General features: G+C 59.4%; 12 protein-coding genes. 8 read left to right on the top strand and 4 right to left on the bottom strand.

The annotated features are described in order from the left end of the window. The first annotated feature begins 51 nt into the window (after positions 1-51). Genes AUL38_RS03790 through AUL38_RS03800 form a run of 3 tightly spaced genes read left to right on the top strand, consistent with a single transcriptional unit; the run spans position 52 to position 7,655 of the window. Positions 52-2,202 carry a site-specific DNA-methyltransferase gene (locus AUL38_RS03790; protein WP_059059369.1) on the top strand — a complete coding sequence of 717 codons (2,151 nt, stop codon included), beginning with the start codon at positions 52-54 and terminating at the stop codon, positions 2,200-2,202. Further along, complete coding sequence (locus tag AUL38_RS03795; RefSeq protein ID WP_059059370.1) at positions 2,202-4,781, top strand: DEAD/DEAH box helicase; 2,580 nt, start codon at positions 2,202-2,204, stop codon at positions 4,779-4,781. Before AUL38_RS03790 ends, AUL38_RS03795 begins: the two co-directional genes overlap by 1 nt. Before the next feature lie 9 nt (positions 4,782-4,790). Further along, positions 4,791-7,655, top strand: a complete 2,865-nt coding sequence (locus AUL38_RS03800; protein WP_059059371.1) for an SNF2-related protein — start codon at positions 4,791-4,793, stop codon at positions 7,653-7,655. A gap of 573 nt (positions 7,656-8,228) precedes the next feature. Here the strand turns inward: AUL38_RS03800 and AUL38_RS03805 are convergent. From AUL38_RS03805 to AUL38_RS03820, 4 genes are all read right to left on the bottom strand, one after another. Next, positions 8,229-9,371, bottom strand: a complete 1,143-nt coding sequence (locus AUL38_RS03805; RefSeq protein WP_235590595.1) for an alpha/beta hydrolase — start codon at positions 9,369-9,371, stop codon at positions 8,229-8,231. Next, entirely contained in the window at positions 9,368-10,375 is a 1,008-nt protein-coding gene (locus AUL38_RS03810) for a hypothetical protein (protein ID WP_235590603.1), read from the bottom strand. The genes AUL38_RS03805 and AUL38_RS03810 overlap by 4 nt, the downstream gene beginning before the upstream one ends. A gap of 5 nt (positions 10,376-10,380) precedes the next feature. After that, complete coding sequence (locus tag AUL38_RS03815; RefSeq protein WP_059059374.1) at positions 10,381-10,857, bottom strand: hypothetical protein; 477 nt, start codon at positions 10,855-10,857, stop codon at positions 10,381-10,383. A gap of 69 nt (positions 10,858-10,926) precedes the next feature. Further along, the gene (locus AUL38_RS03820) at positions 10,927-11,352 is read right to left on the bottom strand and encodes a hypothetical protein (RefSeq protein WP_059059375.1); all 426 of its coding nucleotides are present in this window, start codon (positions 11,350-11,352) and stop codon (positions 10,927-10,929) included. 326 nt (positions 11,353-11,678) lie between these two features. Between AUL38_RS03820 and AUL38_RS03825 the strand changes: the two genes are divergently transcribed. The 5 genes from AUL38_RS03825 (at position 11,679) to AUL38_RS03845 (ending at position 16,642) form a co-directional block, all read left to right on the top strand. After that, complete coding sequence (locus AUL38_RS03825) at positions 11,679-12,770, top strand: ArdC-like ssDNA-binding domain-containing protein (protein WP_059059376.1); 1,092 nt, start codon at positions 11,679-11,681, stop codon at positions 12,768-12,770. Then, positions 12,767-13,690 carry a bifunctional DNA primase/polymerase gene (locus tag AUL38_RS03830; protein WP_059059377.1) on the top strand — a complete coding sequence of 308 codons (924 nt, stop codon included), beginning with the start codon at positions 12,767-12,769 and terminating at the stop codon, positions 13,688-13,690. Before AUL38_RS03825 ends, AUL38_RS03830 begins: the two co-directional genes overlap by 4 nt. After that, positions 13,687-14,310, top strand: coding sequence for a DUF2637 domain-containing protein (locus tag AUL38_RS03835; RefSeq protein WP_059059378.1), 624 nt, complete (start codon positions 13,687-13,689; stop codon positions 14,308-14,310). Before AUL38_RS03830 ends, AUL38_RS03835 begins: the two co-directional genes overlap by 4 nt. A gap of 461 nt (positions 14,311-14,771) precedes the next feature. Then, positions 14,772-15,629: a hypothetical protein gene (locus AUL38_RS03840; RefSeq protein ID WP_059059379.1), complete on the top strand. Its 858-nt coding sequence runs from the start codon at positions 14,772-14,774 to the stop codon at positions 15,627-15,629. Further along, on the top strand, positions 15,626-16,642 hold the full coding sequence (locus AUL38_RS03845) for a ParB N-terminal domain-containing protein (RefSeq protein WP_059059380.1): 1,017 nt from the start codon (positions 15,626-15,628) through the stop codon (positions 16,640-16,642). The genes AUL38_RS03840 and AUL38_RS03845 overlap by 4 nt, the downstream gene beginning before the upstream one ends. Positions 16,643-16,660 lie beyond the last annotated feature (18 nt).

A 16,660-nucleotide genomic window follows, 5' to 3' on the forward strand; every position in this document is an offset into this window, starting at 1 on the left:
CGAGGAGGCATAGGTTCATCCTTCCAGGCCAGCAGAAACTAGCCATGTTGAATGTCACCTAAACGTGCATCAGACCCCACAGACCTGCTCCGCCAGGTGCGCGGCACCGATGCCCAGCTCGGGGCCGACCTTGAGAAGGAGTTCAGTGCGCTCACGAAACGACGCAGCTTCGGCCTCGTCTTCGAACGCCACCAACCCGAGGCCGTTGAGCTGCCCGGCCAGCCGATACGACGCGGCGTAAAGGTACGCGTTCTGCAGCCACGCGGCGAGACCACAAAAGGTGACTCTCGTATGTGGCGAGTCGATTCGATAGAGTCCAACTTCGCTGGAAAGCAAATCGCGCAACTCATCGAGCTTGTGCAGGAAGCTCCCGAGCGCATGACCGCTCCGACCGAAGACCTTGTGGTGGTTGCCGAATTCGACGACAAGATCTACCCAGGTCTAGTCGAGACGGGACGCGTCGAACGTGGCGGCGATAAGCCCTTCCACACCGTCATCAACGCCGAGAACTTCCACGCGCTGGAAATGCTCACCTACACACACCGCGGCAAGGTCGACGCGATCTACATCGACCCTCCCTATAACACTGGGTCGCGCGACTGGAAGTACAACAACGACTATGTCGAGGGCGACGACGACTACCGTCACTCCAAGTGGCTCGCATTCATGGAACGCCGTTTACTTGTCGCGCGCAAACTACTCAACCCGGATGACTCGGTACTCATCGTCACCATCGACGAGAAGGAGTATCTGCGGCTCGGAATGCTTCTGGAGCAGATATTTCCTGAAGGGCGGCAGCAGATGGTCTCAAGCGTCATCAATCCGGCTGGTAGTTCACGCCCCGGTTCATTCTCCAGAACTGACGAGTATGTCTTTGTCGTGCAGTTTGGGGATTCCTCGACAAGCCGGGTCCAGCTCTCAGATGATTGGAGAGTCAATCCAAACGACAAACGCACCACTAAAATGCTTTGGTCGATGCTTAAGCGTACTGGCACTGGCAAGAATCGAACTGACTCACCAAATCTCTTTTATCCGATATTTGTGAACGTCGCTGATGGCACATTCCACTCCGTAGGGGAAGTGATTCCTCTTGGAACCAGCAGGCGCTCGATAGAAGCACCTGAAGGAACTGTCGCCGCGTATCCGATCCATGACGATGGAGGCGAAGGCAGGTGGCAGGTTTCACGCGACTCGCTCTTTGAGCTTATTGAGAACGGTTACGTTCGTGTGGGCCGACCTTCTTCAACACAGGGCTACACAATCTCGTACTTAAAATCCGGTGAGCAAAAGAAAGTTCTTCAAGGCATCTATGAGATACATGGTAGGCGCGCTGATGGCTCGGTGATAAGTAATTCTGAGCTCCAGTCCTTCATCCCCGGGACAGCTTGGCGAGTGCCTTCGCATGATGCCAGCCGGCATGGGTCCAACATGATTAAGGCGCTCATGCCTGATCGCAAGTTCCCATTTCCTAAGTCATTGTTTGCGGTGGAGGATTCTCTTCGCTTTTTTGTCAAGGAGAAACCCAACGCGGTTATTCTCGACTTCTTCTCAGGTTCTGGAACTACAGCCCATGCCGTAATGCGACTCAACCGCCAGGACCAGGGCCGCCGCCAGTGCATCTCAATAACGAACAACGAAGTGAGCGCCGATGAGCAGGGCAAACTTCGTAAGCGAGGCCTGCGCCCTGGTGACGCAGAGTGGGAACGCTGGGGCATCTGTGATTACATCACGAAGCCACGCATCCGGGCAGCAATCACGGGAAAGACTTTTGATGGCGAGCCGATCAAGGGTGAGTACAAGTTCACCGATGAATTCCCGATGGCTGAGGGCTTCGAAGAGAACGCAGCGTTCTTTACACTGACTTACGAGGCGCCTCTCTCAGTGCGCCACAACCGAGCATTCGAGCGGATCGCCTCGATGCTGTGGCTGCGAGCCGGTGCTACCGGTCGCATTATTGACGACCTCGGCGATCGCGGCTGGGACATCTCGTCTGTGTACGCGGTCCTGGAAAACATCGATGACGCAGAAAGCTTCTTTGGCGCTATGCGCGGTGCCGAAGCTGTTCACACGGTTTTCGTAGTGACCGATGACGATGCGGCGTTCCAGATGGTGTGCCGAGAGTTGGTATCAAACCTCAACGTCGTTCGACTGTACGAGTCATACCTACAGAACTTCGAGATTAACCAGGGGCGAGGTTTCTGATGCGGTACACACTCAAGGACTACCAAGCTGAAGCCGTCGGGGACGTGCTAGGCAACCTTGTGCAAGCCAAAGATATGTACCATCGCTACGGATCATTGTCGCAGTTCTCGCTATCGGCCACGACCGGTGCGGGTAAGACAGTGATGGCAGCTGCGGTCATCGAGGCGCTTGTGATGGGCTCTGATGAGTTCGATTTCCCAGCGGACCCAGGTGCGGTGGTTCTGTGGTTCTCAGACGATCCTTCGTTGAATGAGCAGTCGCGTACGCGTATTCAGGCCGCGTCGAGCGAGCTGGATTGGCGGCTCAAGCTGATCACGAATGATTTCCGTGACACGTCGTTCCAGCCGGGTCACGTGTATTTCTTGAACACGCAGAAGCTGAGCAAGAGTTCAAACTTGGTGAAGGGGGCGGGTGCAAAACTTGATCCGACTGCCACGCTCGATGAGTTGACGCCTGCGCCGGATGAGATGCAGTCGAACATCTACGACACTCTCATCAACACGATCGAGAACAAAGACCTCACCCTGTACCTCGTGCTTGATGAAGCACACCGGGGCATGAAACCGCAGCGTGATCGGGCGACGATTGTGCAGCGGCTCATCAACGGGCAAGGTGTTGTTCCACCGATTCCGATCGTGTTCGGCATCTCGGCCACGGTCGACCGGTTCGAGCAGGCGATGAAAGCCGTCACTGGGCGTTCTGCATTGCCGAGCGTGCAGGTTGATTCCGCGCTCGTGCAGGCATCGGGCCTACTCAAAGATGACATCGTTCTTACCATTCCCGCTGAAACGGGTGCCTTTGAGGGCGTACTACTTCGTCGCGCCGTCGAGAAGATTCGTGAAGCTGGACGCGCGTGGGACGAGTACACACGCGAGCAGGAGGAAGCCGATTCGGTCGTCCCGTTGTTAGTCGTGCAGATGGCCGACAAACCCAGTGACGAGAAACTCGTCAGTACGATCGACACGATCCTCGAGGCGTGGCCTGGACTGGGCAACGAAGCGATTGCAAATGTGTTTGGTGAGCACCAAGATCTCAAGCTCGGTGGTTATACCGTGCCGTACATCGAACCGCAGCGCGTGCAGGATTCGAAGCACATTCGTGTGCTGATCGCGAAGTCCGCAATCTCAACGGGGTGGGATTGCCCGCGTGCCGAGGTGTTGGTGTCGTTCCGCCCCGCATCTGACCCAACGAACATCACCCAGCTGCTCGGCCGCATGATCCGCACACCCCTCGCGCGGCGCATCCCCGGCAACGAGGTGCTGAACTCGGTCGACTGCATGCTCCCATACTTCGATCGCGACACGGCGAAGCGCGTCGCAGAGATGCTGATGCACGGTGCCACATCGAAGGACGATGAAGGCGACAGCGGCGGCGGCGAAGGACGCCGCGTGCTGTTCGACCCGGTGCTGCTGCACCCCAACGAAGAGTTGCCAGTCGAAGTGTGGGAAAAGTTTGAGTCGCTGCCGACCGTGACTATTCCAAAGCATCGCAGCAAGCCGATCAAGCGGTTCACCGCGCTTGCCGCAGCCCTCACCAAAGACAAAGTCATTGACCAGGCCGTCCGCAAATCGAACGATGAGCTGGATCGCGTGGTCGAGTCGCGTGCAATGCAGTACAAAGCGCAGGTGGATCGGGCGCGCGACGACGTGCTGACCATGTCAGGTGAGGAGCTGCGGGCCCGACTGGGCGGTGGGCTCTGGGTGAACTCTTCCTTTGAGCTTGCGGCTGACCCGCGGGCGATCATGGAGGCTTACAAGGTGGCCGAGCGTCATCTCAGCCCAGCACTATGCTCGTCGTACGTCGACTACCTTGTACCCGAGGATGCAATCGAAGATGACCTGCTTGAGGCATACATCGAGGTAGCAGCTATCGGATTGGTGCCCGACATCGTCGCAAGTGTCGAAGCGGAAGCAGAACGACTTGCCCGCACGTGGCTGACCGACACACGAGTCGATCGGAAGAACCTCAGCGACGAGAAACAGGCAGAGTACGAACGGCTCGAAGGCATGTCGACCGAGCCTGAACGCATCAGTCTTGTGAGCCCGAAGACCGGGCAGACCGAGATGAAGATTCGACAGGCTGACGGTAGCGAAACGGACCTTCCGTCGTACCGGAATCACCTCATGGTCACCGACAGCGGTGAATTCCCGGTTGAACTCAACGGGTGGGAACAGCGTGTTCTCGCAGTCGAGTCTGGACGCAGCGGGTATGTCGGATGGTGGCGTAACCCTGACCGTGCCGTGAAGGAATCACTGGCGATCGCGTACAAGGACCCTTCACGAAATTGGAAGTCACTGCGTCCTGATTTCGTGTTCTTCGCGCAAGGACAAAACGGCATCGTCGTCGACCTCGTCGACCCGCACGGGCATCACCTCTCTGATGCGATGCCGAAGCTGCGCGGGCTCGCGGACTTCGTTGAAGAATGGGGTGACGAATTCCGACGGGTCGAGTCTGTCGCCGAAACGAATGGCGTCTACCGCGTGCTCGATTTGAAGCGGGACCAGGTACGGCAAGCCATCCGCGAGCATCATGACGCGAAGGCCTTGTACGAGTCTGACCTCGCAGGCGACTACCGGTAGGGCGGGGAAATGGCGACACCGCTGACCGCGCACCAAGCGAAGTTCTACGCGCACCAATTGGAACGTTCGTACGCGTCTGACCATGTGGGGCGTCTTGCCGGGTTGCTGTTTGATGCGCAAGTGGAGCCAAAACCGCACCAAATCGACGCGGCGCTGTTCGCTCTTCAAACATCGTCATCGCCCGGCGTCATCCTGGCCGATGAAGTCGGGTTGGGAAAGACCATTGAAGCCGGAATCGTGCTCTGCCAGTATTGGGCAGAGCGGAAGCGGCGGATCCTGATCGTTGCCCCATCCTCGTTGCGCCAGCAGTGGCAGCAGGAGCTTGATGAGAAGTTTGCGATCCCGGCGAAGCTGCTCGACGCGAAGAACAAGCGCGAACTGCTAAAACCAGGAACCGGCTTGGCGGGCAGCGTCTTGATCTGCTCGTATGAGTTCGTGCTGCGAAATGTCGACGACCTGGCACGCCATTGGGATCTGGTGATTGCCGACGAAGCACACCGACTGCGCTCGTTCTGGAAAGGCGACGCAAAGATCGCACAAGCTGTGTCGGAAGTGATCGGCTCTGCAAGCAAATCGCTGTTACTCACAGCCACGCCCTTGCAGAACCGACTGGAGGAACTCTTCGGCCTGGTGTCAGTGTTTGACCCTGAGTTTTTCCACTCGATCGAGGGGTTCAAGGAACGCTACGTCGATCACCCCGAGGAATACGGCAATGACGACCTTGCGATGAGAATCTCACACATCGCGAAACGTACCCTACGACGCGACGCGCAGAAGTACATCCGATTCACCGAGCGGATGCCACTCACCCTCGGCTTTATGCCATCGAAGGCGGAGCAAGATCTTTACAACAAAGTCAACGAGTACTTGCAGCGGCCGTTCCTCTACGCATTCGCCAAGTCGCAACGGCACCTATCCGCCCTCATCCTCCGTAAACGGCTGGGGTCATCGACCTATGCAGTTGCCTCGACGCTAGAAGGCATCGCGAACCGCCTCGAAGCTGAGATGCTGTCCGGTCGGCGGCGCGACAACCGTGGGGGGCTCGTCGACGAAGATATGACCGATGAGGAGATTGAAGACACTGAGTCGACACTCTTCAGCCTGACGCCGTCACCTGTTGCCGAGGACGCCCGCAAGGAGATGGCGGAGGAAGTCGATGAGCTTCGCGCGTACGCACAGCTTGCCCGGTCGATCACGGTCAACCAGAAGGCCGTAAAGCTGCTGGATGCGCTCGACCAGGGCTTCTCGAAGCTCGCAGAGATCGGTGCACCACAGAAAGCAATCATTTTCACCGACTCCACAAAGACCCAGGAGTATCTTGCCGCTTCGTTGCGAGAGTCGGGGCATGGTGACGGTCTGGTGCTCTTCAACGGTTCCAACAATTCCCCTGAAGCAACGGAGACCTACCGCGAATGGTTGAAGGCCAACGAGGGATCTGATCTCATTACGGGCATCCCCTCAGCGGATCGCCGCAAGGCACTCGTCGATGAATTCCGAGAGCGCGGCACGATCATGATCGCGACCGAAGCCGCCGCGGAGGGCATCAACCTGCAGTTCTGTTCGATGTTGGTCAACTACGACCTGCCGTGGAACCCGCAGCGCGTCGAACAGCGTATCGGCCGTGTGCACCGATACGGGCAGCAGCACAATGTCATCGTCGTGAATTTCTCGAATCAGGGAAACCTCGCCGAAGAACGCATCCTCGAACTGCTGGACGAGAAGTTCAATCTCTTCAAGTCAGTCTTCGGCGCTTCAGACGAAGTACTCGGGACGATCGAGGACGGTCTCGACTTTGAGAAGAGAATCGCTGAGATCCTCGAACGATGCAAAACGGCGGACGAGATCAACACGGCGTTCGACGCGCTGGAACGCGAATACCAGAGCGAGATCAGCCACGAGATGCAGTCGGCCCGCGCCCGCGTCTTCGACAATCTCGACCCGAACGTGCAGGACAAGCTCAAGAGTTACGACGCCCAGCAAGGTGCAGTGCTCAACACCTTTGAACGGTTGCTACTGCAGGTCACGCGGCATGAGCTGGATCCCTTCGCCACGTTCGATGCCGATGGCTACAACTTCACACTTGCTGAAGCACCAGCCAACGGGATCCCCGTTGGCCGCTACTTCTTCAAGTCGAAACCACAGCCTGGCGCGCACCAGTACCGTTACGGTAGCGATCTTGGTCAGTATGTGGTGCAGTCCGCTCTCACTGAGGAGACTCCGGAGCGGTCACTCGTCTTTTCGATCGATCAGTCTGAGCGCGTCGCATCCGCCGTGCGTGACCTCGTTGGGGAACACGGAACGCTAACTACCGAACTGCTCACGTTCACTACGCGAGCTGGCGACGACACCGTCACCGAGTCATACATTCTCGCCGCAGGCCGATCGGACAGCGGCCTGATGCTTGATGCCGAACAAATTGAGCAGATCCTCGATCTCTCCTGCATTCGAATCGAACGTACCGAAGACATCGAAGTCAGTGACCTTCAGCCCGCGCTCGTCCAGCAGGCGGAGGCGTTCACCGGCGAGGTACAGAACAGATCGGCACAATTTAGCATTGAGCAAGGCGACCTGATCGAATCACGGCTGAAAGACCATAAAGCGAAGTACGACGCCGATACGCGCAAGCTTGAGAAGGACCGGGCTGAGGCCCTCGCGCAAGAGCGCCGGACCGAGGATCTCACCGCGCGACTGAAATGTCGTAAAGAAGCACAGCGTCTCGCTCGTCGAGCGGACGACCTGTACGACGAATTCAAGATGGAGCGCGACCGACTCAGGAGCAAGGCCGACGAATATCTCGACATGATCGAACAGGCACTGAAAGGCACCGACGACCGGCAGCACATTTTTACCCTGAAGTGGGCAGTGGAAGCATGATGAACGTCCCTCTCCGTTCACGGATTTGTGAACGAGAGATTTGCTTGTGACGACTGGCAATCCACGGCTCCTAGCGGTGCTTCACAGCGAGCCCGCGGGAAGCGGGGCGCTCACATTGGGTCGCGTCGAACTCGCCTGCAATGCACTCAACTTTGCTTCGTTCACCGTGGCGAATCTCTATCCCGCACAACTTCCAAATACCAACACCTTTCCGAAGATCAAGGACGACCCAGTTTGGGCAAACGGCAGGGGCCAGATTCTGGATATCCTCGACGCAGAGGCGACAGGAGCAGTCCTCCTGGGCTACGGTGTTAGCCCGCCCAGCGGAGTTCAGAGAAGAAACTACCTCGATCAGGTGTCGTGGCTGTCCGACGAGTTACGTCGTCGGACCATAGATGTTTGGACGTTCGGCAACCGAACGTCGCACCCCTCACGATGGCATCGTCATGTACACAAACAGGCTCCAGGCAAATCAATCGAAGAAACTGCCCGGCAGTTTCTCACACGATACGAACCCTAATGAGCAGCGGTTGAGTATGGTTTGCGAGTCCCCCACGGAGCTTCAGGTGAGTGTCAGGCTGACACGTGATTCGAAAGCCAGCAGCTAACGGCAGTGCGCCACCGGTTCGGATCCGAATTCCACGACAGAGTGTGGCCTGCCCCGAAGCTTCTCAACTCCACGAGATCGGGACGTCGATCGTGAAGCGTTTCGGAGAGGGCTGCTGGAACCGAATCGTCGCGGTTGCCATGAAGAATCAGCGTTGGCACGGTGAGTTCATTTGCGCGCTGCGCCCAATCAAACTCCCGAAGCGGGATCCCGTTCGGAAGCCCGACCATCCGAGCAAGCGGGCCAAGCGTCAACCACGGAATCGCAAGATGGCCTGTTGCTGGGGGCAAACCGCTTCGCGCACAATTCGCTTTGATCACCTCGACCCAGTCGAGCACCGGCGAGTCAAGCACGAGACCGGCGACTAGCTGCGCGTAGTCCGACCTATGCGCGAGCTCTAATGCAATCGCGGCGCCCATCGACCAGCCAAACAACACGAACCGCTCAGCTCCACGACGAACCGCATAACTGATCGCTGCTTCGACATCGTCTACCTCGGTTGCTCCGAGTGTTGAGCCACCGCCCCCGCTAGTCGGGCCGTCACCGTCGTTACGGTAGCTCACGACGAGAGACGTGTACCCCAGATTCGTCGCAACTTGCACGCCGCGAAGCGTGCCTGCGCGGGAGCTGCCAAGACCGTGAATATGAATTGCCCACGTCGACGAGCTGCCATCGAATCGCCATGCGGGTGCGTACCCCGACGGGGTGTAGATCATGATGTCATGAGCTTCGAGCCCCGCATCCGCTGGAGTAGCAAAGTAGATGCCGCTCCACGAGACGTTGTCACCCACTTGAACGTTGAGGTAGTTAGAAGCCCCAGTGACCGCACGGGCGATTCGGTTTGGACCGCGAGCCTGCATCTCGCTACCGAGCTGCACCCAACCGCCTCGTTCAAACCAAAGATTGTAGACACCTTGTGCAGCGGTGTTTGGCGTGCGGTCGAGCACAATCCAGCGCACGCCACCGTCGTCTTCAATGCCGCGAACAACGAGGTTGAAGGTTCGCACGCCGTCGGGCGCGGTGAGCTTGCGGGCGATAGCCCAGCCAAGAGCGGCTGCACCTGCGCCCAGCAGCGCGACGCCAGCGCCGAGGGTAAGCCCCACTCTCACGACGACTCCGCTTTGACCTCAACGTCAGAGGCCTTGCGCCGGTTCGTCTTCGGCACCTTCACTCCCAACAAGTGGGCCTCAGCACGTTCGAGCAATGTGCGGTCGGCATCGTCGATGGCGAAGGTCACCCGTGGGTCGATCATGGCGTCACGTATCTCGACAATGTTGCGATGCAGTCGCGCTTCGGATTCTTCGAGAATTCCCGGAGTGAGGTGGCTCCCGCTGAGACCAGGCCTGAGGCTGGTTGCATCACGCCAGATCGGGTCGACCTGGGCGACGAGCACGTCGGTCTGCACATCACGCAGACGCTGCCGGAGCGAGCGCATCGCAGGCTGCGCAATGAAGCCAGCACAAAGAAACAGGAACGTCGCGATCATGAGCGGCCCGTATGCGAGATCAACCGCAAACATGACACTCAGTGCGCCGGTGCCGTGTGCGACGTCCATGATAATCACGGTGGCGCACAGTGCAATACCGCACCCAGCTCCGACCGCCAGCAGCATCGCGGGCACTCGAAGCACGCCTGAAGCAAGCCGAAACTGCCGCACGGCCAGCGCGAGCATGGCGGCGACAACAATGCCGCAGTACGCGAAGACGGTAATCGAGTAGATCGCAGCAGCGGGATGAGCGCCAAGATCACGCATGAACTCTGTGGTCGTCTCGCCGCGGTCGATGAAGAAGAACAGTACGGCGACGCAGGTAAGTGCAACGACGAGCGCCGGGAGCCCGACGGCGATCTTGACCAGTTGGGGCCGGTAGTCTCCTGCCTTCATCACGCCCCGGCCCAGAAAGAAGAGACCCGTCATGAGCAAAGCATCGCTCGCAACGGTGACGAGGTTCGTTCCACTCAGTGCGGGATCGATCGCGAGGTAGATGTCGTCGATATTGAGCGTCATCGCAAGCGCGATGGCAACCGCAGCGTAAGTAATACTGCGGTCGGCACGCCCTCGCCGCAGAATGAGCAGGCTTGCGACCAGCGTCCACATGACGCCTGCGACAAGCATTTGGATCAACCGAATATCTCCGTGTAGCTCGTCTCCGCAAACGCCGACCCGCGGATGCCCGCGGCCAGGCGATCAGCCAAGCTTTCAGCGGCGATCTCGTCTTCTGATTCCACGTCCTTCCGCGCCAGTACACGGGAGCGTAGAGAAGCAGGAATGTCGGGGAACAGTGTGTTGTGTACGACATCTTTGAGCGAGCAGCCCTCGCCATCACAGTGACCAAGAATGATGTGCGCGAATTCGTGCAGCACGAACTGCTGGCTATGAAGGGCCGAGTCTGTACGGGCGTGGAGGATCAAGTCTTGATCCTCGCCGTAGAACAGCAACGCGCAAAGCCCGTCGTTTTCGCCTAGCTCCGCGAGTTCAGTAACCCGGATCTCTCGCCCTCGTTGCCGCTGCACAGCATCGGTGAGCGCGGCGAACGTGAAGTTTTCGCCCAGCTGCAAGCTCGCGACTGCGGTCGTTACGGTCCGTTCGATATTCACTGCGTGCTCACTATCTGCTTCGGAAGCATCCTCGGCGCCAGCCTTGTGAGCGACACCGGTGGCGCTCGCCTACTGTGTCATCTCTTGATCCAAGAATTGGGTGATCGCCCGAAGCGTTTCCGGCGAAAGATCACCAAGCGTACGCGTCGCATACGATTTCACTTTTCCTGCCCGCATCGAGCGCACAAGATCAATCTGGGCCTTCACCTTCTCGGGCGTTGAGGCATCGCTATCACCGGTGATGAAGTCGACGTCAACGTCGAAGAACTCGGCGAGCCCCGCAAACACCTCAGCGTCATCGACCTTTCGGTGCCCGTTGATCATGTAGGTCCAGCGGGATCGCGACAGGTTCGTACCGCGCTCTCTCAAGAATGCGGCGATCTCCGAAAACGACGGTTCAGCGCCGGTCTCGGCAGCTTTGACGTCGAGCAGCAGACGCAGACGTTTCTCAAGAAGCTCGGCCGCGGCCTTGTTCTGATCTTCGGTCTGTTGCATAGTTCCCTTCCCTTCGGGATGGGTTTGTCGATTGTCAAACATCACCTCTTGAGGTGATTATGCATGATCAATGTACCTCTTGGTCATGCTCAAATCAAGGGTTGCGCATGCTCAAATGTGATGTTAGACAGTAGATCACATGATTTTGGGCATGCTCAACGACGGGTGTTGAGTGTGCACCCGTCTCTGCGCCGAGGAGGTGCACCATGCGCTTCAACCATGCCAAAAGCCGGTTACTCTGTCGCCGATCCGGACACCCACGCGCACCTCTCAGATGTACTGCCGCACGAGTTCGCCGCGCGGCACGTCAGAGAGGAGATCCAGTTATGGCCACGATCGAGGATCGCCAAGCCGCCAGAGACGCAAAGCTCGATGAGCTGCACGAAAAGCTCGCGGGGTCCGTCGAAGAACTCGTATCTGGTGACGATTGGAAGCGGGCCTTGGCGTTCGCGGCCAACTTTCGAAGCCGTTCTTTCAACAACACACTGCTGATCTGGGTGCAGCATCAGGCGGCCCACGAGCAGGGCCTTGTGCCTGATCCGATGCCGACCTACGTCGCCGGATACAAGCAATGGCAAGATCTCGGCCGCCAAGTGCAGAAGGGGCAACCCGGGTATCAGATCCTCGCGCCCGTCACCGGCCGCTTCGCTTCTGCCACGCCAGCAAATGCAGATTCGTGGAGGCGACTAAAGAAGTTCGAGAAACCTCGGCCAGGTGAGGCGGTGCGATCAAAGATGATCGGCGTTCGCCCGGCCTACGTGTGGGATGCCTCTCAGACCGCGGGCGGTCCACTTCCTGAGCTACCCGCCCCGACTCTGCTTGAGGGCGAAGCACCCGCCGGGCTTTGGGAAGGGCTCGCGAAACAGGTTGAAGCCGCGGGATTCTCGTTGGGCGATGTGCCCGATACACCGTCAATTCACGGGGCGAATGGCGTCACGAACTACACCGAGAAGAGCGTGCTCGTGCGCGCAGACATGGATGCTGCAGCAAGAGTGAAGACGCTCGCGCACGAGTTGGGACACGTGCTTATGCACGACCCTGAGAATGCCGATACTCGACTGCACCGCGGCATCGGCGAGGTCGAAGCAGAATCTGTCGCACTGATGATCGGCGCAGCGCATGGCATGGACACCTCGGAGTACACAATCCCCTACGTCGCCTCTTGGTCGGCACACGTCGATGGGAAGGAACCCGTCGACGTGATCAAATCCACCGGTGAGAGAGTACGTGCCACCGCCATCAAGATTCTCGATCAACTCGACACCCCCATGACCGGCAACGGTACCCCTCCGGGTATCGAGCGGGAATCGACGCATCGCAGCGTCGCGGCAGCTCAGCGTGCGAGCGCTTCACATACGCCTTCGGCTACAGCTGCCCCAAAACAGGTGGCGCTGGCAGACGTCCGGGGAATGCGATGAGTTCATCGAAAGCGTTCACCACGACGCTCGATCATGTTGGTCGCGGGATGCCGCTCGAACAGGGCGCACTCGCATTTGCCGACTCCGGCTTCCCCGTGTTCCCCTGTGCCGCAGGTGCGAAACGCCCCGTCGTTGCGGGCGGATTTAATTCGGCCCGCAGCGATCCCGAGCTGATTCGTCGCTGGTGGAGTGCGATTCCCTCCGCAAATATCGGGATGCCGACCGGTACAACCTCTGGACTCGTTGTCGTCGATGTAGACGTGCACGGTTCTGTCAACGGCTACGACGCTCTCGATGGTGCCTGGCGCGCGGGATTGCTGAGCGGCTGGGAGGCTGCGGTCAGGACTCCATCCGGTGGGCTACATCTCTATTTCCCCGCAGACCCGAACATCGAACAACGCTCGTGGCAATCTGCGCGGGCGGGGATCGATTTCCGTGGTGATGGCGGATACGTCATCGTCCCTCCCTCGCTACGCATGCTCGACGGGCAATCACGGCAATACGAGACACTCCGGTTGGCTCGTGAACCTGGTCGTGCGCTCGATTCGCAGCAACTCCGCGACTATCTTGATCCACCGCAACGTAACGAGGCGCATCAAAGTGGGCGATCAGCACAGCAGCCGGTCGATGTGCAGCGCCTCGCAGATTGGGTTGCGCGGCGCCACGAAGGCGAACGCAACCATGGACTCTTCTGGGCCGCTTGCAAAATGGCTGAACAGCGAGTGCCGACAGTCGAAGCGCTCGAAGCGCTGAGTCCCGCCGCTGAGCGGGCAGGCCTTAGCCACCGCGAAACTACGACGACAGTGCAGTCAGCTTACCGAGCGGTGCAGGGCGCCCTGCCGCAGCAGTCGACACGAGTCAGCGCACCAACTTCACACGACCGACCGCCGCCTTCATCGACCTTTCGGGCGCTGTCATGAGTGACTTCAACGGACGACGGTGGGCAGTTTCGACAGCTGTGGCAGGCACCGTCTTCATTGCCGCCGGAGCCTTCTGGCTGTCGTTCACCTCGCTCGCAGACCTTGCCGCACGGTCTGGAATTGGTGATGGCCAAGCATGGGCATGGCCACTGATTGTTGACGGAGCCATCGTCGTCTCGACCGTCGCCGTCGTCGCGCTGGCAGGAGCCCGCGCCGCCTGGTACCCCTGGACATTACTCGCTGGTGCGGCAGCCGTGTCGGTCACGGCGAATTCAATCCATGCCGTAGTCGCCGCGGATGCCGATGTGCCGCGCCTTCTTGCCGCTGCGGTCGCCGCAGTTCCACCCGTGGTCTTGCTGGCGATCACGCATCTCACCGTGCTCCTGATCCGGACTCCCGCGACTACTGAAAATTCCGAACGCACTGAGGCATCAACCGTTCATGCCTCACCCCAAGACTCTGCGATGACGTTGCGCGATGCCGGTTGGTCGAACAAGGCCATCGCACGCGAACTGAATGTGCACCCTTCCACCGTGGGGCGCTGGTTCGCCAGCATCCCGCTCACCGTTGAGGGCCTTAAGCCCTCCCCCGCAACAACATCCGAGGAGGAGCCGAAATGAACGAGATAGAGAAGGAAGCTTTGACTGTCAGTGCCGATCGTCATGTGGCAGACGATTATCTCTTGCCAGACGCTGTCGAGGCTGCGAGCGTTCAGCGTCGACGCACGCGTGCGGGGATTGATCCCACGGTCTACCGAGGCCGAGGAGTCGAATGGGTTCGACCAACAGACCTGATTGCACGCGGGAGTTCGCGCCTCGCTGGGGCGGGGATCAACTTCCAAACCGAACTCCGGCGCCGCACGTTTGAAGTGACTGCGGCGAGCGCCCGCGGCATCGCAGACCGGGCCCGGCACCTCCCACCGTTATCCGCGTTCGGCCATGGCAATTACCGTCATGGTGCTGAACGAGGCGCGATCGGGACGCACTGATCGTTGGTCTTGACCTCTCATGGGCACTTCACGGACACCTAAGAACCCGCTGGGGAGCGGGCGCGCACCTGCTTGTCAGGAGGTTCCCACACCATGACCAATTCAAGCCACTCTGCATCACAACCTCGCGAGGACTACACGACCAGCGAAGGGCTCCGCGCCCTCCTGCATCGGCTGCACCGCTCGGGTTCACATGCCTGGAAGCACGACCGCGTCGCCGCTGACCTCGCCGCATTTGCCGCAGAAAAGTACGCGGCGTTGGCTCGCAAGCATGGCCTCGATCCTTGGGAGGCAGCGTCGGCAGCCTTCGACGTTATGAGGACGCGATCCGCTCGTGAGGCGATTGATCCTTGGGCCGTGGTAACTCGCGGTGTTCAAGTCACCTGCATCGCTGAAGAGCGGGGACAGGGATTGCTCTGCGCGACCCATCAAGCACGTCGACCCCATATTTCAGCGTTTCATGACCCGGAGCGTTTTGCCGACCGAGAGAACCCACTGGCCGATTATCACCCGGCATTTCACGTGGTGGATCGGTACTCGGTCGCTGAAGACGATGACCCCGACGTTACCCGCGATGTTGACACTGCTCGCCGCGCAATCGACGCGTCGATCACCCTGTTTACAACGTTGGGCTGGCCCGAAAGCACTGCCCGTACCGCGATCGAACACGTTTGCAGCGCGGTGGCACGTGCCGGGTCTCGACAGAGTGCGTACGAACTGCTGCGTCGAGACAAGCACGCCCGGGCACTGCTCGATTTGCCCGCCGACTCTTGGTCGGCGCTATTGCAAGTGTTGCTCGGGCACCCCCATCCCGCGTATCGCGCGACGAGCACCGGACGGGGCATCCTTCTTCGAATACTCGTCGGTGAAGCGCTCGCAACACTCCTCAGCGACGATGACCTGGTCACGGCTATCGCGATGTCGGTCCCTACCCACGGGAGCAACCAATGAGTCGGGACGGCGGACACATCGAGTTGGACCGTGCCGTCGAATCGATCCGCGTTGGGCGCCGTCACCGCACTGGGCTCGGCGACCTCGACTCGCTCGCTGCCTCGATTGAGCGTGATGGTTTGCTCCAGCCGATCACGGTCACGCCCGACGGGATCCTGGTATGCGGTGCGCGACGATTGGCCGCGATCAAGCAGCTCGGCTGGCAGCACGTCAAGGTTTGGGTGCGTTCAGGTATCTCGGGAGATCTCGCGCACCTGCTTGCTGAACAAGATGACAACATGCTGCACAAGCCGCTCACCCAACTGGAGGGTGCAGCGCTCTATCGGGAGATCAAGGCGCTGATGACTGAAGATGCTGCTCGTCGGCAGGAAGCGTCGCGTTTCAGCAGCGAAAATCAGCCGGGAAGTGACGGTGCAGCAAATTTTGCGCCACCGTCAGAATCACCGGGACAATCTCGCGCCCAGGCCGCTGCGATGATCCCCGATGGTGCTTCACACACCACGCTCGAGAAGATCAACTACCTGCAGCAGATCGCTGAGGACCAAGACCAATCAGAGACAGTTCGTGTGGGAGTTGCCGCCGAGCTCGAACTCATCGGTTCAGGCGGACCGGTACACCCGAGTTATCTGCGGGCCCGCCAGCTTGTCGCGGAGGCGGACGACGATGCACCTGAGGAAGATGTCGCGAAGCTGGCGGAAGAAGCTCTGGCGCGTCTCAAGAGCACGCCGCGCACCAAGCGCCGCTCTTCGCCGAGTCCGCAGACGAATCGTGCGGACGACGACGAGCCGTGGCCAGTTCGCGCGTTCGTTGTTACCTGGACTGAGCTCGATGGGTGGTGGCGTCACTTTGATGTCGACGACCTCGCTCTCAAACTGAGTGCTGCTGAAGTCGAGTTGTTCTTGCGGGCAGTGGATGCAACCTCAGACTTCGCGGAGCGACTCCGAACAGCACTCGATACCAACGTTGATACCGCTGAGCAGCCAAAGGAGATAAGGAACCTCCGAGCGATCTAATGCGCGGCCGACGCTGCG

Origin of the sequence: Leucobacter sp. G161, from assembly GCF_001482305.1 — a bacterium.
Classification (GTDB): Bacteria; Actinomycetota; Actinomycetes; order Actinomycetales; family Microbacteriaceae; genus Leucobacter.